16 protein-coding genes are annotated in these 15,599 nt (G+C 68.0%); 8 read left to right on the top strand and 8 right to left on the bottom strand.

The genetic code is table 11. The annotated features are described in order from the left end of the window. Positions 1-19: 19 nt before the first annotated feature. Genes AWB94_RS33510 through AWB94_RS33500 form a run of 3 tightly spaced genes read right to left on the bottom strand, consistent with a single transcriptional unit; the run spans position 20 to position 3,607 of the window. Positions 20-2,158 carry a xanthine dehydrogenase family protein molybdopterin-binding subunit gene (locus AWB94_RS33510; protein ID WP_272937621.1) on the bottom strand — a complete coding sequence of 713 codons (2,139 nt, stop codon included), beginning with the start codon at positions 2,156-2,158 and terminating at the stop codon, positions 20-22. Next, positions 2,155-2,631, bottom strand: coding sequence for a (2Fe-2S)-binding protein (locus AWB94_RS33505; RefSeq protein ID WP_062659452.1), 477 nt, complete (start codon positions 2,629-2,631; stop codon positions 2,155-2,157). Before AWB94_RS33505 ends, AWB94_RS33510 begins: the two co-directional genes overlap by 4 nt. 7 nt (positions 2,632-2,638) lie before the next feature. Beyond that, positions 2,639-3,607, bottom strand: coding sequence for an amidohydrolase family protein (locus tag AWB94_RS33500; protein WP_165605400.1), 969 nt, complete (start codon positions 3,605-3,607; stop codon positions 2,639-2,641). Between the two features lie 112 nt (positions 3,608-3,719). Here AWB94_RS33500 and AWB94_RS33495 point away from each other — a divergent pair, with 112 nt between their 5' ends. Genes AWB94_RS33495 through AWB94_RS33480 form a run of 4 tightly spaced genes read left to right on the top strand, consistent with a single transcriptional unit; the run spans position 3,720 to position 8,198 of the window. Next, positions 3,720-4,235, top strand: a complete 516-nt coding sequence (locus AWB94_RS33495; protein ID WP_201029618.1) for a (2Fe-2S)-binding protein — start codon at positions 3,720-3,722, stop codon at positions 4,233-4,235. Next, positions 4,232-5,236: an FAD binding domain-containing protein gene (locus AWB94_RS33490; protein ID WP_062659449.1), complete on the top strand. Its 1,005-nt coding sequence runs from the start codon at positions 4,232-4,234 to the stop codon at positions 5,234-5,236. Before AWB94_RS33495 ends, AWB94_RS33490 begins: the two co-directional genes overlap by 4 nt. A gap of 11 nt (positions 5,237-5,247) precedes the next feature. After that, positions 5,248-7,368: a xanthine dehydrogenase family protein molybdopterin-binding subunit gene (locus tag AWB94_RS33485; RefSeq protein WP_234811977.1), complete on the top strand. Its 2,121-nt coding sequence runs from the start codon at positions 5,248-5,250 to the stop codon at positions 7,366-7,368. Further along, the gene (locus AWB94_RS33480) at positions 7,365-8,198 is read left to right on the top strand and encodes an SDR family oxidoreductase (protein ID WP_062659447.1); all 834 of its coding nucleotides are present in this window, start codon (positions 7,365-7,367) and stop codon (positions 8,196-8,198) included. The genes AWB94_RS33485 and AWB94_RS33480 overlap by 4 nt, the downstream gene beginning before the upstream one ends. A 50-nt stretch (positions 8,199-8,248) precedes the next feature. Here AWB94_RS33480 and AWB94_RS33475 read toward each other — a convergent pair whose 3' ends face one another. Continuing rightward, positions 8,249-8,545: a hypothetical protein gene (locus AWB94_RS33475; protein ID WP_062659446.1), complete on the bottom strand. Its 297-nt coding sequence runs from the start codon at positions 8,543-8,545 to the stop codon at positions 8,249-8,251. Positions 8,546-8,993: 448 nt separating this feature from the next. Here AWB94_RS33475 and AWB94_RS33470 point away from each other — a divergent pair, with 448 nt between their 5' ends. Next, positions 8,994-9,932 (top strand): hypothetical protein, encoded by a 939-nt coding sequence (locus tag AWB94_RS33470; RefSeq protein WP_062659445.1) that lies wholly within the window; start codon positions 8,994-8,996, stop codon positions 9,930-9,932. A gap of 49 nt (positions 9,933-9,981) precedes the next feature. Here AWB94_RS33470 and rnhA read toward each other — a convergent pair whose 3' ends face one another. Further along, complete coding sequence (gene rnhA / locus AWB94_RS33465) at positions 9,982-10,449, bottom strand: ribonuclease HI (protein ID WP_062659444.1); 468 nt, start codon at positions 10,447-10,449, stop codon at positions 9,982-9,984. Next, the gene (locus AWB94_RS33460) at positions 10,446-11,072 is read right to left on the bottom strand and encodes a VOC family protein (RefSeq protein ID WP_062659443.1); all 627 of its coding nucleotides are present in this window, start codon (positions 11,070-11,072) and stop codon (positions 10,446-10,448) included. The genes rnhA and AWB94_RS33460 overlap by 4 nt, the downstream gene beginning before the upstream one ends. Before the next feature lie 71 nt (positions 11,073-11,143). Here AWB94_RS33460 and AWB94_RS33455 point away from each other — a divergent pair, with 71 nt between their 5' ends. Next, positions 11,144-11,644: a hypothetical protein gene (locus tag AWB94_RS33455; protein ID WP_109762587.1), complete on the top strand. Its 501-nt coding sequence runs from the start codon at positions 11,144-11,146 to the stop codon at positions 11,642-11,644. 45 nt (positions 11,645-11,689) lie between these two features. Then, positions 11,690-12,091, top strand: coding sequence for a DUF5709 domain-containing protein (locus AWB94_RS33450; protein WP_062659442.1), 402 nt, complete (start codon positions 11,690-11,692; stop codon positions 12,089-12,091). Between the two features lie 39 nt (positions 12,092-12,130). Here AWB94_RS33450 and AWB94_RS33445 read toward each other — a convergent pair whose 3' ends face one another. Next, positions 12,131-13,366 carry an MFS transporter gene (locus tag AWB94_RS33445; RefSeq protein WP_062659441.1) on the bottom strand — a complete coding sequence of 412 codons (1,236 nt, stop codon included), beginning with the start codon at positions 13,364-13,366 and terminating at the stop codon, positions 12,131-12,133. A gap of 98 nt (positions 13,367-13,464) precedes the next feature. On the opposite strand from AWB94_RS33445, the gene AWB94_RS33440 reads away from it, so the two are divergent. Beyond that, complete coding sequence (locus AWB94_RS33440) at positions 13,465-14,619, top strand: ROK family protein (protein WP_062659440.1); 1,155 nt, start codon at positions 13,465-13,467, stop codon at positions 14,617-14,619. Positions 14,620-14,669: 50 nt separating this feature from the next. Here AWB94_RS33440 and AWB94_RS33435 read toward each other — a convergent pair whose 3' ends face one another. Continuing rightward, a complete protein-coding gene (locus AWB94_RS33435) occupies positions 14,670-15,551 on the bottom strand; it encodes an LLM class flavin-dependent oxidoreductase (RefSeq protein WP_062659439.1) in 882 nt (293 codons plus the stop codon). Positions 15,552-15,599 lie beyond the last annotated feature (48 nt).

Genomic DNA, 15,599 nt, shown 5'->3' with positions numbered 1-15,599 from the left:
GGTTGGCGCTGCTGACCGGTCAGTCCGGCATGGCGGCCACGATGTGCTCTTCGGTCAGTGGCAACGTGCGCACCCGTACACCCAGCGCGTCGTACAGCGCATTGGCGATCGCGGCGGCGGTCGGTCCCTGCGAGGTCTCTCCCACACCGAGACTGGGGTGACCGGCGCCGGGCATCAACTCGACGGCCACCCGTGGCACCTCGGAAAATCGTAGGATCGGATAACTCTCCCACGTGTCGCTGGTGACGGACGCCCTGTCGAAGCGCACGCGCTCCTTGAGCGCCCAGCTGGTGGCCTGGATCGCGCCGCCCTCGATCTGATTGATGGCACCATCCGGATTGATCACCAGCCCGGCGTCCACCGCGATCACCAGACGGCGCACCCGCACCTCGGCAATCGCCTCGACCTCGGCCAGCACCGCACAGTACGCACTGCTGTTCTTGTAGCGCGCGTAGCCGATCCCGCGTCCCACCGAATCCGTGGGCGACCAGGTATCCCAGCCGAATGCCTGTGCGGCGGCTTCGATCACCGCTCGGGCCCGTGAGTCGCGCAGCTGGCTCAGCCGGTACTCGACGGGGTCTCGTCCGGCCGCCGCGGCCAGATCGTCCATGACCGATTCGATGGCGAACACGTTGACGAAAGCGCCGAGCGCCCTCATCGCCGAGGTGCGCAGCGGCATCGTCGATATCTGATGGTTGACAACTCGGTAGGCCGGAAAGGCATATCCGGGCACCGAGTTACGTCCGGCTGTGCCCCCGTGTTCCAGCGGAGCCTCCGGCCCGGCGACGATCTCCTGGCCGCCTTGCCGATGGCTCGCCGCCAGCAACCCGATTCCGGGAACGAATCCCGGTCGCGTGTTGTGACTACTGCCCCAGATTTCGTGGCGCCAGGAGAGTACGTCGCCGCGGGTATCGACATCGGCCGCGACCCGGACCACCGCAGCCGGCCCGAATGGCGCCCACGTCAGCTCGTCGGCGCGCGACCACACCACCTGGACATGGCGTTCGGGCACGGCCTGCGCCATCATGACGGCATCCATGGCGGCGTCGTCGGCGCCGTTGTGCCCGTAGCATCCCGGCCCCTTGACGTGATGCACGGTGATCCGGGCCTCGTCCATGTCGAGGGCGCGCGCCAGTTCTCGACGCAGGACGTAGACACCCTGGCTGTGGGTCCATACCTGCAGGGTCGGGTGGTCACCGGCGGTGAAATGGGCCACGGCGCACGACGGTCCCATCGCAGCATGCGCGAGGTAGGGACGGTGGAACACCGCCTCGTGGGAAGCCGCCGCCGTGGTGCCGGGGGCGATGTTCCCCTCCTCGGCGAGGACGGTCGTATCGGCGGGGGCGGTGGTCAGGAATGTCGCCAGTTGGTCCTCGTCGGGCAGGGTCGGGTGCTCGTCCCAGGTGGCGTGTGTGCGCAACACCTCGGCGGCGTGCACGGCGAGTTCTTCACGCTCGGCGACAATGCCCAGGAAGTCGCCGTCGCGGATGACCGCCACGATGCCGCCGGTACCGGTCACCGCCGTGGTGTCGACTCCGGCGAGCACCGCACCGCGCGACGGCGGGCGCACCACCCGGCCATAGAGCATTCCGTCGAATGACAGATCGTGGACGAAGCGCGGTGTGCCGACGCCGAGCGCCGGCAGGTCGATTCGGGGCACGCTGGTCCCGACCAGCGTGTACGAGCTGGGTTCCTTGGGCTCGCAGGTCCCGGTGACCTTACGGTCCAACAGGGTGTCATCGGCGAGCTCCCAGTAGCTTGTGGAGCGCCCATCCGCGGCGACGATGGCGCCGCCGGCAATGTCGACGGCTTCCTCGGCTATCCCCCATCGGTCGGCGGCGACGGCGATGTAGCGGGCTCTCGTCTCGGCGGCCACCATCCGCAGTGCGGCACCCGACTGCTGGATCGACATGCTGGCCGCGGTATACCCCTCATCGGGACTGCGGCCGGTCTGCGCGCCGATCATCCGGACTCGGGCAACCTCGATATCGAGCTCTTCGGCCACCACCTGGGCCAAGGCGGTCAATACGCCCTGGCCGAGTTCGACCTTGCCCGAACGTACTTCGACCACTCCCGCGGGCAGGATACGCAACCAATCACCCAACCTCGGATTGCTCCGAAGCGAGGTGGGTAACGCGCGGATGTCCGATGCCGTCACCGCGGCGGCATTTCGCTGCGCATCGCCTCGGCCGCGGCCAGGACCGCACGGACGATCCGATTGTGAGCACCGCACCGACACAGATTGCGATCCAGAGCGGCGCGGACCTCGTCCTCGGTGGGTGCGTCGTTCTCACGCAGCAGCCCGACGGCACCGACGATCATCCCCGAGATGCAGTAGCCGCACTGCGCGGCTTGGCCTTCCACGAAGGACCGAGCCACGGGGTGAGGCGTCTCCGGTGTCCCCAGTCCCTCGATGGTGGTGATCGCGCGGCCATCGGCCGCCCACATGGGCACGCTGCACGAATAGTCCGGACGGCCGTCGATCAACACCAGACAGGCCCCGCACAGCCCCTGGCCGCAACCGAAACGACTTCCCTTGAGGCCGAGATGGTTTCGTAGTGCATATAACAGCGGTGTGTCGTCCTCGGTGTCAACCTCCCGAATGACACCGTTCACGTCGATCGAGTGCATACTTCCCCTATGTCGCTCCCACGGCGGACAAGCGTCTGCCCAACTCGGGGAATACAGCCAGAGTGCTGGCGTTGATCGCCGCGAACTGCGTATCGTCGAGCGCGGTCGAGTTCAGGAGGTCGCGTATGTAGTCCTCGTGCACCTTCATGTCCGAGAGCGGATAGTCGGTGCCGAACAAGATGTGATCGGCGGTGGTCAGCTCCAGCAGCGGCCCCACCGAATGCGCGGCATTGGCCATCTCGAAGTAGAGGCCGGCGAGCTGTGTCTTGATGTCGTCGGCGGTGACGGCGCGGGGATTGGGTACCCACGGCAGCGGCCCCAACGCCGCCACCCGGGACCACACCGCCGGCAGCGCGCCGCCGCCGTGGGCCAAGACCATCTTCATGTTGGGATAGTTCTCGAACACCCGGGCGAACACCGCGTCCACCACGGTGCGCGGGGTGTCGAACACGAATTCCAGCACCGGCCCCGGTCGCCCGCACGCCGTCAGTTCCAGCCCCGCCGGCGCCGAAGGGTGCACGAACACCGGTGCGTGGCGCCGATCCAGCTCGGCGAAAATCGGGGCATAGTGCGGATCGCCGAAATACGTGCCGCCGGTGTTGGTGGACATCACGAATCCGTCGGCGCCGAGTTCGTCGGCTGCCCGCCTGATCTCGTCGACTGCTCGCCGCGGCTCTGCAGCCGGGATCGTGGCGAGAAATCCGAACCGATCCGGTTTGGCGGCCGCCACCGCGGCGCCCCGATCGTTGATCTCGCGGGCCCGCTCGGCGAAGACGTCCGTCGGCATGGACAACAACTGGAGCGCGATGCCGTGGGCGTCCATGAATGCCAGCGCCACGTCGGCCACCCATTCGGGAGCCGGCGGACCGGTGAACCTGTTGGCCGCCAGCCAGGAGTTCTCCACTTCCCGCTGGGCCGCGCTGAGCACCGGAAAGTTATGCGAATGCACATCCACGATGCCGTCCAATCGCCTCACGCCGTCGACTCTGCCCGGTCGCGCTCGGTGATGGACCCGTAGAAGTGCCGGGTCGCAGAACCCGGCACTATCACGGGTCCGATCTCGGTGGGCCATTGCTGAACTGATGTCCATGCCGGCCGAGGATTGCGCTGACGCGGCGCTGGGGTTCCGGCGCCGGGTACCGATCCGCGTGCAGGTCAACGGGACCGCCATCGAGGCCGAGGTGGCACCACGAACCGCGCTTCTCGACTGGCTTCGGGAAGCGGTGGCGTTGACCGGCGCCAAGAAAGGCTGCAATGAGGGCGCATGCGGGACGTGCACGGTCCTCGTCGACGGTCAACGCATGAATGGCTGTCTCACCCTGGCTGTGCAGTGCGACGGCCGCGACGTCGTGACGGTGGAAGGTTTGGCGGGCCCGGACGGCGCGCTGCACCCGGTGCAGCGCGCATTCGCCGAACACGACGCGTTCCAGTGCGGATACTGCACACCCGGTCAGGTCATATCCGCGGTCGCCTGCATCGCCGAGGGCCACGCGACAGACGGGGACACCGTGCGGGAGTCGATGAGCGGCAACATCTGTCGGTGCGCGTCCTATCCCCAGATCACCGCGGCCGTGCTGGCCGCCGCGAACGGTCAAGGCCGATGAGGGACTTCGGGTACGCCCGCGCCACCGATATCGCCTCGGCGACGGCCACCCTGAGCCGCGGTGACGCCACCGTGATCGCGGGCGGCACCGAACTGCTGAACTGGTTCCGCCTCGGGATCTCCGATGACGACCATGTCCTCGACATCGGCGATCTCGACGAACTGCGGGGCATCACCAGCGACGGTGACCAGTTGTTCATCGGGGCGTTGGCGACGCTCAACGACGTCGCGGCACACCCCGCCGTCAACAGCGGCGCGGGCGCACTGGCGTCGGCGTGCCGCCAGGCCGCGTCCGCGCAACTGCGCAACCGCGCAACCATGGGCGGAAACGTTCTGCAACGCACCCGGTGCCCGTACTTCCGTGCGGAGGAACCGCTGCCGTGGGGTTGCAACAAACGCGCCCCGGGCACCGGGTGTTCCTCGCTGGCCGGTCATCACGAGCGGCAGGCCATCTTCGGCTGGACCGAGAACTGTGTGGCAGTGCAGCCGTCGGACCCGGCGGTCGCGCTGGCCGCTCTCGGTGCGCGGGTCGTCATCGCCGGCCCGGCCGGCACCCGCAGCATCCCGATGACCGAGTTCCATCTCTCGCAGGAAGACGCGGCCGCCACGGGGGACCCCCAGCGCGAGACTCGCCTGGAGGCCGGCGAGCTGATCACCGGGTACCGGCTGCAGCTACGGCCCGGCGAGGGGCAGGCCTACGTCAAGGTGCGCGAGCGCGCATCGTACGAGTACGCCATCGTCTCGGCCGCCGCAGCAGTACGCAGCGAGAACGGCATCATCAGCGAGGCCCGCGTCGCACTCGGTTCGGTGGCGCAGAAGCCGTGGCGGCTCGACGCGATCGAGCCGCAACTCGTCGGGGTCGGCCTCAACCGGGACACGTTGGCGCCCATCCTCAACCGCGCCATGACAGCCGCGCGTCCATTGCCGAACAACGGCTTCAAGACGGTGCTCGCGGGCCGTGCTGCCGTACGGGCGCTGCTGACCGCCGGGGGCGCGCCGTGACGGCAACGACGGTGACCACGAAAGCGTTTCCGCGGGTCGAGGCCGCGGCGAAGGTGAGCGGTACAGCGCTCTACACCGCCGATCACCATCCCGACAGGATGATTTACGCGGTACTCGTGGGCGCACCCGTTGCCGCCGGCCGGCTGCGGGGCGTCGATACGAGTGCCGCGCTGCAGGCGCCCGGCGTGATCGCCGTCCTCACTGCCGCCGAACTGCCGGACTTTCCCGAGCTCTCGGAACCAGCCGGGGTGACCCGAATGCCGTTCACCGACAGCGTGATCCACTATGAAGGCCAGCCCGTCGCCATCGTCATCGCCGATTCCGTCGAGGCTGCCGAAGCTGGGCGAACACTGGTAGCGGTCGACTGCGAGCGCGCCGATCCGGTGCTGCTCGGTGCGGGTCATCGTGAGTCGGCTCCCGGGGAATTCGGTGGCGAATTCAGCAAGGGTGACATGGATGCGGCGTGGTCCAGCGCCGCCCTCCGCATCGAGCAGACGTACCGGCAAGCGCCGCGGCATCATCACGCGATGGAGACATCGGGCACGGTCGCGCAGTGGGACGGTGACACGCTGACGCTCTGGGACAGTGTGCAGGCCAGTTCCACGGTGCCGCCGGTGGTCGCCGCGGCGCTGGGTCTCGAACCTGACCGCATCCACATCATCGCCCGCCACATCGGCGGGGGCTTCGGTTCCAAGAGTTACATCTGGCCGCACCAGATTCTGGCCGCAGCCGCCGCTCGGATCACCGGCCGGCCGGTGAAGCTGCACCTACGCCGGGCCGACCAGTTCAGCAATGTCGGATACCAACCGTGGATGGAGCAGACGGTGCGACTGGCCGCCGACGCGTCGGGGCGGCTCACCGGCATCGAGCACGTCGCGGTGAACAACGCCGGCATGGTCGACACCCACGTCGAGCCGGCAACTCTGTCGAGTAGGAATCTGTATGCATCAGGCGCGATCCGCACCCGTCAGGTGATCGAACGGGTGAACCTCAACGTGCCCACCCCGATGCGGGCCCCGCTCGAAGGCAACGGCCAGTGGGCGCTGGAGTCCGCGATGAACGAACTGGCCGACGCGTCCGGCATCGATCCGCTCGACGTGCGGCTGGCCAATTTTGCCGAGGTCTCCCCGGCCGACGGTCGGCCATGGTCGAGTAACCGACTCAAGCAGGCGTACGCCGAAGGGGCCCGCCGTTACGGCTGGCGCGAGCGTCACGAACGGGCACGCGCGGAGGGTCCGTGGGCGATCGGGCACGGGATGGCGACCTGCACCATGGGCAGCTTCCGCTTCCCCAGTGCGGCGCGGATCCGGTTGCGCGGCGACGGGACGGTCGTGGTCGAGGCGAACGTGCCCGATATCGGGACGGGCGCGCCGACGTTACTCCGTGAGATCGCCGCCGAGGAGCTGGGGGTGGCGCGCGAACAGATCGAAATATGTTGGGGTGATACGCAGTTACCGGCTGCGGGGCCCAGCTATGGCTCGTCGATCACCATGAGCGCGGGCAGCGCGGTCGCCGCCGCGGCCCGCAACGTGGTCACACAACTCGCCGCCCGCGGCATCGCGGCGATCGATACCGACACGCTGCGCGCTGCGGGGATCGACGAGATCGTCGGCGAGGGCCGGTTCGAGACGCCCGACGGCGCGATGAACCTGGACGGGGAGGGAACGCCTTTGGCGCTGCGAACCTGGGGGGCCATCTTCGTCGAAGTCGGCGTGGAACGCGATTTCGGACTGCTGCGGCTGCGGCGTGCCGTCGGCGTCTATTCGGCCGGACGCATCATGAATCCCGTGACCGCGCGGGCCCAGATGATCGGCGGCATCATCTGGGGCTGGGGCAAAGCCACGCTGGAGGAAAGCGATCAGGAGCCGGTTCACGGCCGCTGGCTGGCCAAGAACCTGTCGAACGTCGCGGTGCCGGTCAACGCCGATATCCCCACCGACCTCGACGTGTCCTTCATCGACGAGTACGACGAGGCCGCCAGCCTGATCGGTGCGCGTGGGATCGGCGAACTCGGCGCGACGGGTGTGGACGCCGCGGTGGCCGCCGCCGTGCACGACGCGGTGGGGGTTCGGGTGCGCGAGCTGCCCATCCTGCCGTGGAAAGTGCTCGGCGGCTTGACAGGAGCACCATGACAAAGACCTGGTTCGTCACCGGAACATCCCGCGGCATGGGGCGAGAGCTGGTTGCGCAACTACTGGTGCGCGGCGACACCGTCGCGGCGACGCTTCGGCGACCTGAACAGCTCGACGACTTGGCCACCCGCTTCGGGGATCGGCTGTGGCGGCACACCCTCGACGTCACCGACTACGGCATGGTCCGCGAGGTTGTGGGCGCGGCATTCGACGCATTGGGGCGGATCGACGTCATCGTGTCCAACGCGGGTTACGGCGTGTCCGGCGCCGCGGAAGACCTCGGCGACAAGCACATCGAGGAGTTGATCGCCACCAACTTGACGGGTTCCATCCAACTCGCCCGCGCAGCGATACCGCCTCTTCGCGCCCAGGGCGGCGGGCTGTTGATGCAGATGTCGAGCATGGGCGGGCAAGTCACCTTCCCGTCCTACTCGGTCTATCACGCCTCCAAGTGGGGTATCGAAGGTTTCTATGACGCTCTCGCTTACGAGGTGGAGCCGTTCGGCATCCGCACCACCTTGATCGAACCCGGCGTCGTGCGCACCAGCTTCTTCGATGCCGCCGAGCGCATTCCGGCGAGTGCACCGTATCGGGGTGGACCCGCCGATCCGCCGCCGACCACAATCGACGAGATGACCAACAGTCCGGAACGTGTGGCCGCAGCGATCATTCGCGCCGCCGACGCCGAGGTTCCGCCTCGGCGGCTGGTTCTCGGTTCGGATGCGTGGACTCTGATCACCCAGGGCCTGTCGACTCGACTCGTCGAGGTCGCTGCGCAGCGCGACAACGCGTCCTCTGCTGATCTGCAGCCCGACTCAGGCCTGGACTAGACCGGATTTGTTGCACGCGTGTAGCAGGGTTGCCGGACCGCGATACGGAATCAAACTCCTTGCGGCTGAACATCCTTCGTGGGATGTGAGCTGGCCTCCTCGGCAGGGCTCGGTGCCTGCACGTCCTGCCGCCGCGGGCATGGGGCCGACCACCCGTGGTAGCCGAGCGCCACGCTGATGGCGGAGTACACCGCGGCTTCGGTCCACATATAGCCGACACCCCACCGCCTGCCCAAGAAGACCGGCTCGCTGATGATCCCTCGCCGGGTTGCCACGGCGTAGGCGGCATGTGCGTAGGCCAACGCGGCGAACGACCCCGACAAGAACTTGCTGACCTCGCGGTTCATAGCTGACTCCTTCTGCTCTCGACACCAATCGCATGGGCGGATGTCGCCCGCCCGCCGCCGGAAGGGTTTTCGACGGCCAGTTCAGTGTCGAACCCACCGGCATCGGTGACTAGGGACCAAGGTCCCGGGTGGGCGGTGCCGGGCAGGGACTGTCGGCCCGCGTCCGGGTGGGCCTGCGGCCCTGCCGGGATTGATGAGTGTTTCGGTACCCGCCGGTGCCGATACCCGTCAGCCGGAAGCGATTGCGCATCCCGCGAACCATGTGTTCGTCGATCATTGATTAGCGGCACTGGGCAACCTGCCGAATTGGTCGGTCAATCACCCATTCAATGAGGGAAAATCGATATGAGTAATTTCATCCGAAGTTTGCTAACCCATGTGTATGCTGCTCGTGTAGCAAATTTTAGTTTGCTGACCTCATTGTATCGATCCAACCGAAGGGGGAGCGGTGGACGCTCTGAGCAATGTTCGTGACCGGATGACACCGATGGTGGCGCTGACCGGCGCCGTGGCGATCGCGGCGGCGGGCGCGGTGGCCGCGCCGCCGGCGCTACAGGCCGCCGAGCACGTCACGCCCGCGGTGGTGCGTGAGGTGAAGTCCCTCCCCGTCGAACTGGCCGCGGTGAACTTCTTTGCACCGTATTACGCGATGCCTGCCGGCCCGGCCGGGACAGCCATCACGGTTCCGCTCTATGTCGTGACGCTGGCCGTGGACAACGTCGCGAAGGGCGCCACTCAACTGCTCACCAACCTCAATGTGGACAAGCGGCTGGCGCAGCAGCCGGTCGTGCTGACGCATTCGCTCGTGTTCCCGATCGCCACCGGCGCGCAGATCGCGTTGGCCAGTGGGCTGGACGGAACATATGTCTACGGCAAATTCACTCCCGCGCAGGCGCTGAACTTCTTCGTCAACGCCGTCAAGGCCGCCGTCGACGGGTTCGTCGCCGCGGAGAAGGCGTTGTTCACCCAGCCGTCCGTGACGGCCAAGACGGCTGCACCGGATGTCGCTTCGCCGGCGATAGGGGAAGCCAGCCGGACGGTGACCCTGTCCACCGCATCGGCAGAGGTGACGCCGAAAGCGCCGCGCAAGCACAGCGCCGCAACCCCGGCCAATGCCGGACCGGAGCCTTCGACCGAGGCGACAGGAGACACCGAGAAGGCAACGGGCGACACCGAGAAAGCCGAATCACCCGTGCCGGCTACCCCGGTGGTGAAGAAGCCCACCTGGAAGCGGCCCACGTTCAAGCTGCCGACCCTCAAGCTGCCGACCTTCAAACTGCCGGCTCCCAAGAAGACCACCACGACGGCGGATTCCGACACCACACCGTCGGCGCCGAAGGGTGACACCGGGTCGAAAGACGCTGGTTCCGAAGGCTCTTCGAAGTAGCCGGGCCACCGGACTCGGGCAGCCGAAGCCGCTGCCCGAGTCTTCTCGGTCAGCCGATGAGCGTCGCGCGGCCGGTCTCGATGGCTTCCTGCATGCCACGGGTGGCCAACGCGTCGGCCAACTCGTTGTCGCCGACGCCCGAATGACCTTTCACCCAGAACCATTCGACCTCGTGCCGGGCGCATGCCGCTTGCAACCGCTGCCACAGGTCGACGTTCTTCACCGGCTCCTTGGCGGCGGTCAACCAGCCGTTCCGTTCCCAGCCCAGCACCCACTTGGTGATCCCGTTGCGCACGTACGTGCTGTCGGTATAGAGGTGTACCAGCACGGGACGGGTCAACGCCTCCAGCGCCATGATGGGCGCGGTCAGTTCCATCCGGTTGTTGCTCGTCTGGCCGGCGTCGCCGCCGCACATCTCGCGGATGTGCTCGCGGTGCCGCAGCACCGCCCCCCAGCCGCCGGGGCCCGGGTTGGGCCGGCACCCGCCGTCGGTATGGATGATCACGGGGTGGGTCACCCGTCGAGCTTATGTCCGGAGATCATCGCCGTGCGCACCGACATTCCGAGCGCCCGGTGATCGAGGGTGGTGATCCGACGTCCCGGCTGCACCGCGTCCTTGACCGGCGCGGTGCGCCCGCCGAAGAAGGCGGCGGTCGCGTCGATATCGGCGACGACGTACGTGATGCCCCACAGCGACGACGGTCCGTCACCGGATGCCCCGGGCGCACCAACCACCTCGATGATCACCGGTCCGAAGCGGAAGAAGATCTGCCGGATCGGCCGGCCGCCGAGCTCGCCGTCGCGTTCGCGGCGCGGCTGTGCCCCGATCGCCGCCAGTGCCGCGACGGTCCGCCCCAAGTCGGGGGACAGCATCACGATGTGGTCGATCGCGGTGACGCCGTTGGCATGAGTGGCAGGATCGGCGGGCGCGGCGTCCGAGCGTCGGGTCGGGATACCGTCGAGCGACCCGTCGGCCGCGATGTCGTGCAACGACCATCCGAGGATGCCGGTGCCCTTGCTCGGTCCCGTGCAGCGGATGCGCACACCGCCGACGCGCACGATGCCGGCGGGATCGACACTGAACCCCGCCCGGGCCCAGGCCTGCGGTGGATCGGCCACCTCGATCTCGTCGACGGTCATGCGTCGATTCTGCAGGGCATCGCTGGATCATCAGGTCGGCGCGCTGCGGTGTGTGTTGTTAGTCTCCGCGTGTGAATCGCCTGTACGCGGTGCCCGCAGTTGCCGTCGTCGCCTGGTTCGGTGCGACGGTCGTCGCGGCCGCGCAGCCCACTGACCCGGTGTTCGCCATCGGTAAGTGTTACGACCCGGGCGAAGTCGTGCTGCAGCAGCCGGTCACCTTCGACTACAACTGCGACAACACCGGGGTGCTCACCGACATGGTGTGGACCTCATGGGGTGCCGACGGTGCCCGCGGTACCGGCACCGACAGCTCGGTGGAGTGTCAGCCCAACTGCGCGCAGGGCACCCGGTTGGTGAATCCGGTTGTGGTGCATGCCTGGAACCCCCAGCCCGCCAAGGATGCGGCCTGCCCGGCCGATGTCCGGTACTTCGCCGACCTCACCATCGCCTATCTGCAGGGGGTGCCGCCGTGGATCACGCCGGGCACCGAGTGGTCACCGGGCACCGATTTCGTCACCGTCGACGGTGCGCCGGCCGTGCACTTTTCCGGGTTGTCACCGCTGTGCGCGTAGACCCGAGGGTGGCAGCGCGACGCCGTCGGTGCCATCGTGGTTCCCATGAGTAGTCCGGATTCGCCAGAAGAGACCGCAGGCCTGTACAGCGTGGACGACGACGACCAGCTGACGCAGGAAGACACCCTGCTCGATCGCGGTGTCGACGATCTGCTCGACGAGGGCTACTCCCCGCCGGAGAAGTGGCAGGAGCCCCGCGATCACGACACGCTCGACGAGTTCCTGGCCGCCGAGGTGCCCGACCCGGCCATGGCGCTGGACGACGCCTACGTCCCCGACGAGCAGGCCGGCGATGACGAGGTGGGCGACGTGCGCTCCGGCCGGCTGGTGGCACCCAACGAAGGCTTCGGTGTCGACGACGAACCCGAGCTGATCGGTACCGACGTCGGGATCGACGGTGGGGCGGCCTCCGCGGAGGAGGCCGCGGTGCACGTCATCGACGACTGACGGCGCGAGCGTCCTCGAAATGCCGGGGATCGCGGCGCGTCACTGTGCAGACACGGCCGCTCGGCGACGGGTGGTGCGCTGCAAGGCGACGGAGAGCGTCAGCACCGCCAAGCCGGCCAGCGTCAGCACCGCGCCCGCCGCGGCGGGCGCGGTGTAGCCGTAACCCGCGGCGATCACCACACCGCCGATCCACGCGCCGGTGGCGTTGGCGATGTTCAGCGCCGAGTGGTTGAGCGCGGCGGCCAGCGTCTGGGCGTCGTGCGCCACGTCCATCAACCGGGTCTGCAGGGCGGGGCCGATCGCCGATCCCGCGGCGCCGATGAGGAACAGTCCGAACAGTGCGGTCCACGGGTTGTGCGCGGCCAGCACGAACAGGGCCAGCACCACGCCGAGCGCGGTGATGGACAGGTACAGCCCGCGCACCACCGAGATATCGGCCATCCGGCCGCCGGCCAGATTGCCGATCACCATCCCGAGCCCGAAGGCCATCAGGGCCAGCGGCACCAGGGCGCGCGGCAGCCCGGCGACGTCGGTCATGGTGGTGGCGACGTAGGTGTACACGGCGAACATGCCGCCGAAGCCCACCATCCCGACCAGCAGAGCCAGCCACACCTGCACCCGGCGCAGCGCGCCCAACTCGGTGAGCGGGCTGGTGACGTGCATGGAGCGCAGGTTGGGCACCCAGAACCAGATGGCGGTCAGGGTCACCAGCCCGATGGCCACCACCAGGCCGAAGGCGCTGCGCCAGCCGAAGTGCTGCCCGAGCGCCGACGCGACGGGCACCCCCACGACGGTCGCCACGGTCAGACCGGTCAGCACGTGCGCGACGGCCTTGGCCCGGTTCTGCGGGCCCATCAGGTGGGCGGCCACGAGCGCGGCGATGCCGAAGAAAGCGCCGTGCGGGATGCCCGCGACGAACCGGGCGGCCACCAGCGTGCCGTAGCTCGGGGCGAACACGCTGGCCAAGTTGCCCACCGTGAACAGCGTCATCAAGGCGAGCACCAGCGTCTTGCGGTTCACCCGCGCCGTCAGCGCCGCGATGAGCGGGGCGCCGATCACCACGCCGAGGGCGTACGCGGAGATGACATGACCGGCGGTCGGCTCGGAGACGTGCAGGCTCGCGGCGATATCGGGCAGCAGCCCCATGGCCACGAATTCCGTGGTGCCGATGCCGAAACCGCCCAGCGCCAGCGCCAACACGGCCAGCCAGCGCACGGTCGGGTCGGGGGCGACGACGGACAGTGGCCGGTGCGGTTGGGCGATTGTGCGGGACACGTGATCAGCGTAGGGCCACTTAGGTCACTCGGCCAACCGACTTTTGTCTATATGAGGTCAAAGTGGCGTAACTTACGTTTTCGGTGTTCAATCGGGTCATGGCCACCGCCGGCGACGTCTTCACCCTGATCAGGGAACGGGGTGAAACCACACGCGCCGATATCACCGCCGTCACGGGGCTGTCCCGGACCGCGGTGGCCGCCCGCCTCGCGGCGCTGGCCGACGCCGGACTGGTGCTCGAAGGTGAGCAGGTCCCGTCGACCGGTGGCCGGCCGGCCACCCCGGTCAGCTTCAACACCCACGCCGGCGTCGTGCTGTCGGTGGCCGTCGGCATCAGCCGGACCCGGCTGGCGGTGTGCGATCTGGCCGGAGTGATCCTGCGGCTGTCGGATATCGACCAGGAGATGGCCCTGGGCCCCGACGACCTGATGCCCGACGTGGTCAAGGGTCTCGATGTGCTGCTCGAGGACCGCCCGTCCGCGACGGTGTTCGGGATCGGTCTGAGCCTGCCCGGGCCGGTGGACCGCGAGCGTGGCTGCAGCCGGGATTCGCCCATCCTGCCGGGCTGGGACGGGGTGGCCTTGCGGCCGTACTTCGCCGATCGGTTCGACGCGATCCCGGTGATCCTGGACAACGACGCCAACGCGATCGCGCTCGCCGAGCGCGGCGGCGAACTCGAAGGCCACACCGACCTGCTGGTGCTCAAGGCCTCGACCGGGCTCGGTGCCGGCATCATCGCCGGTGGTGCTCTGCAGCGCGGAGCCTCCGGCGCCGCAGGCGAATTCGGCCACAACAAGATCGCCGCGGCCAAGGGGCGTCCGTGCCGGTGCGGCGACACCGGATGCCTGGAGACCGTCGCGGGTGGCTGGGCCATCGTGCACGAGCTGCAGCAGCGCGGCTACACCGTCCGACATTTGCGTGACGTGGTCGAGCTGGCCAACGGCGGCGACCCCGAAACCCGCCGGATGATCCGCGACAGCGGGCGGTACGTGGGTGAGGGCATCGCTCCGGCGGTGAACCTGCTCAACCCCAAGGTGCTCGTCATCACCGGCGATATGGCCGGCGCCTACGACATCTTCGTCGCGGGATTGCGAGAAGCGTTGTACGGCAACGCAACCACGATGGCCACCCGCGAGCTGGAGGTGGTGGCCTCGGCGCACGGCGGTACCGCGGCGCCGGTGGGCAGTGCGGCCATGGCGCTCGACGAGGTGCTCAGTGCGCGCGCCGTGGACGCGCTTGTCGCCCGAACGTGAACTCGTAGGCGAGGTTCTGCCGGGAGGTCGCCCACCGGTTCACGTTCGGGCTAACCGTTGGCCTTCGCGATGACGTTCTCGGCGAACCACTCCAGGTTGCGGATCTTGGTGTCCAGCGGCTCGGTGTCCTCGCCCATGATGTAGGGCACCCGGAAGCCGACGATCACGTCAGTCACGCCCTTGTCTTCGAGGCGCTTGACACCGTCCAGCGAGAACCCGTCGATCGAGATGACGTGGATCTGGAAATCGTCGGCCTGCCCGATGCGCTCCTCGGTTTCGCGGTACTGCTGCAGCTTCGCCAGGAGCGGGTCGAGTTCTTCGGGGTCGCCGCCGCCGTGCATCCAGCCGTCGTTGCGTGCGGCGCGCTTGAGTGCGGCGTCGGCATGACCGCCGACCAGGATGGGCACCGGCTTGGTGGGTGCGGGCGTCATCTTGATGCTGGGAATGTCGTAGAACTCGCCGTGGTACTCGAAGTAGTCACCCGAGGTCAGGCCGCGGATGACGTCGATGCACTCGTCCATCCGCTTGCCGCGCTTGGCGAACGGCACGCCCATGATCTCGTAGTCCTCGGGCCACGGGCTGGTGCCGACACCCAGACCCAGCCGGTTGCCGAACAGAGCGGCCAGGGACCCGGCCTGCTTGGCGACCAGCGCCGGCGGTCGGATCGGCAGCTTCAGCACGAAGATGTTGAAGTGCAGATTGGTGGTGACGGCCGATAGTGCGCCGATGAGTGCAAACGACTCGATGAAGGATTTGCCGTCCAGGAATTCGCGGTTGCCGTCCGCCGTGTACAGGTATTTGGAGTCCGACACCTCGGGGTAGGCGATGCTGTCCGGAATGGTCATGGCGTGATAGCCGGCCGCATCGGCCGCTTTGGCGAGCGGGATGTAGTAACTCGGGTCGGTCATGGCTTCCGCATAGGTGAACCGCATGAGGCGATACTAGAACGTGTTCTAGTTCTGTGTGTCGGATTGGGGCGG

It is taken from the genome of Mycolicibacterium canariasense (assembly GCF_002101555.1).
In the GTDB taxonomy this organism is placed as follows: Bacteria; Actinomycetota; Actinomycetes; order Mycobacteriales; family Mycobacteriaceae; genus Mycobacterium; species Mycobacterium canariasense.
The sequence above is the reverse complement of the archived record's forward strand: the minus strand, read 5'-3'. Positions and strand labels throughout refer to the sequence as shown.

Bases quoted from the DNA above. Each gene is read 5' to 3' on its own strand.
- AWB94_RS33435 (WP_062659439.1), bottom strand. From the start codon at position 15,551: ATGCGGTTCACCTATGCGGAAGCCATGACCGACCCGAGTTACTACATC.
- AWB94_RS33460 (WP_062659443.1), bottom strand. From the start codon at position 11,072: ATGACCGTCGACGAGATCGAGGTGGCCGATCCACCGCAGGCCTGGGCC.
- AWB94_RS33505 (WP_062659452.1), bottom strand. From the start codon at position 2,631: ATGCACTCGATCGACGTGAACGGTGTCATTCGGGAGGTTGACACCGAG.
- AWB94_RS33440 (WP_062659440.1), top strand. From the start codon at position 13,465: ATGGCCACCGCCGGCGACGTCTTCACCCTGATCAGGGAACGGGGTGAA.
- AWB94_RS33480 (WP_062659447.1), top strand. From the start codon at position 7,365: ATGACAAAGACCTGGTTCGTCACCGGAACATCCCGCGGCATGGGGCGA.
- AWB94_RS33475 (WP_062659446.1), bottom strand. From the start codon at position 8,545: ATGAACCGCGAGGTCAGCAAGTTCTTGTCGGGGTCGTTCGCCGCGTTG.
- AWB94_RS33495 (WP_201029618.1), top strand. From the start codon at position 3,720: ATGCCGGCCGAGGATTGCGCTGACGCGGCGCTGGGGTTCCGGCGCCGG.
- AWB94_RS33450 (WP_062659442.1), top strand. From the start codon at position 11,690: ATGAGTAGTCCGGATTCGCCAGAAGAGACCGCAGGCCTGTACAGCGTG.
- AWB94_RS33490 (WP_062659449.1), top strand. From the start codon at position 4,232: ATGAGGGACTTCGGGTACGCCCGCGCCACCGATATCGCCTCGGCGACG.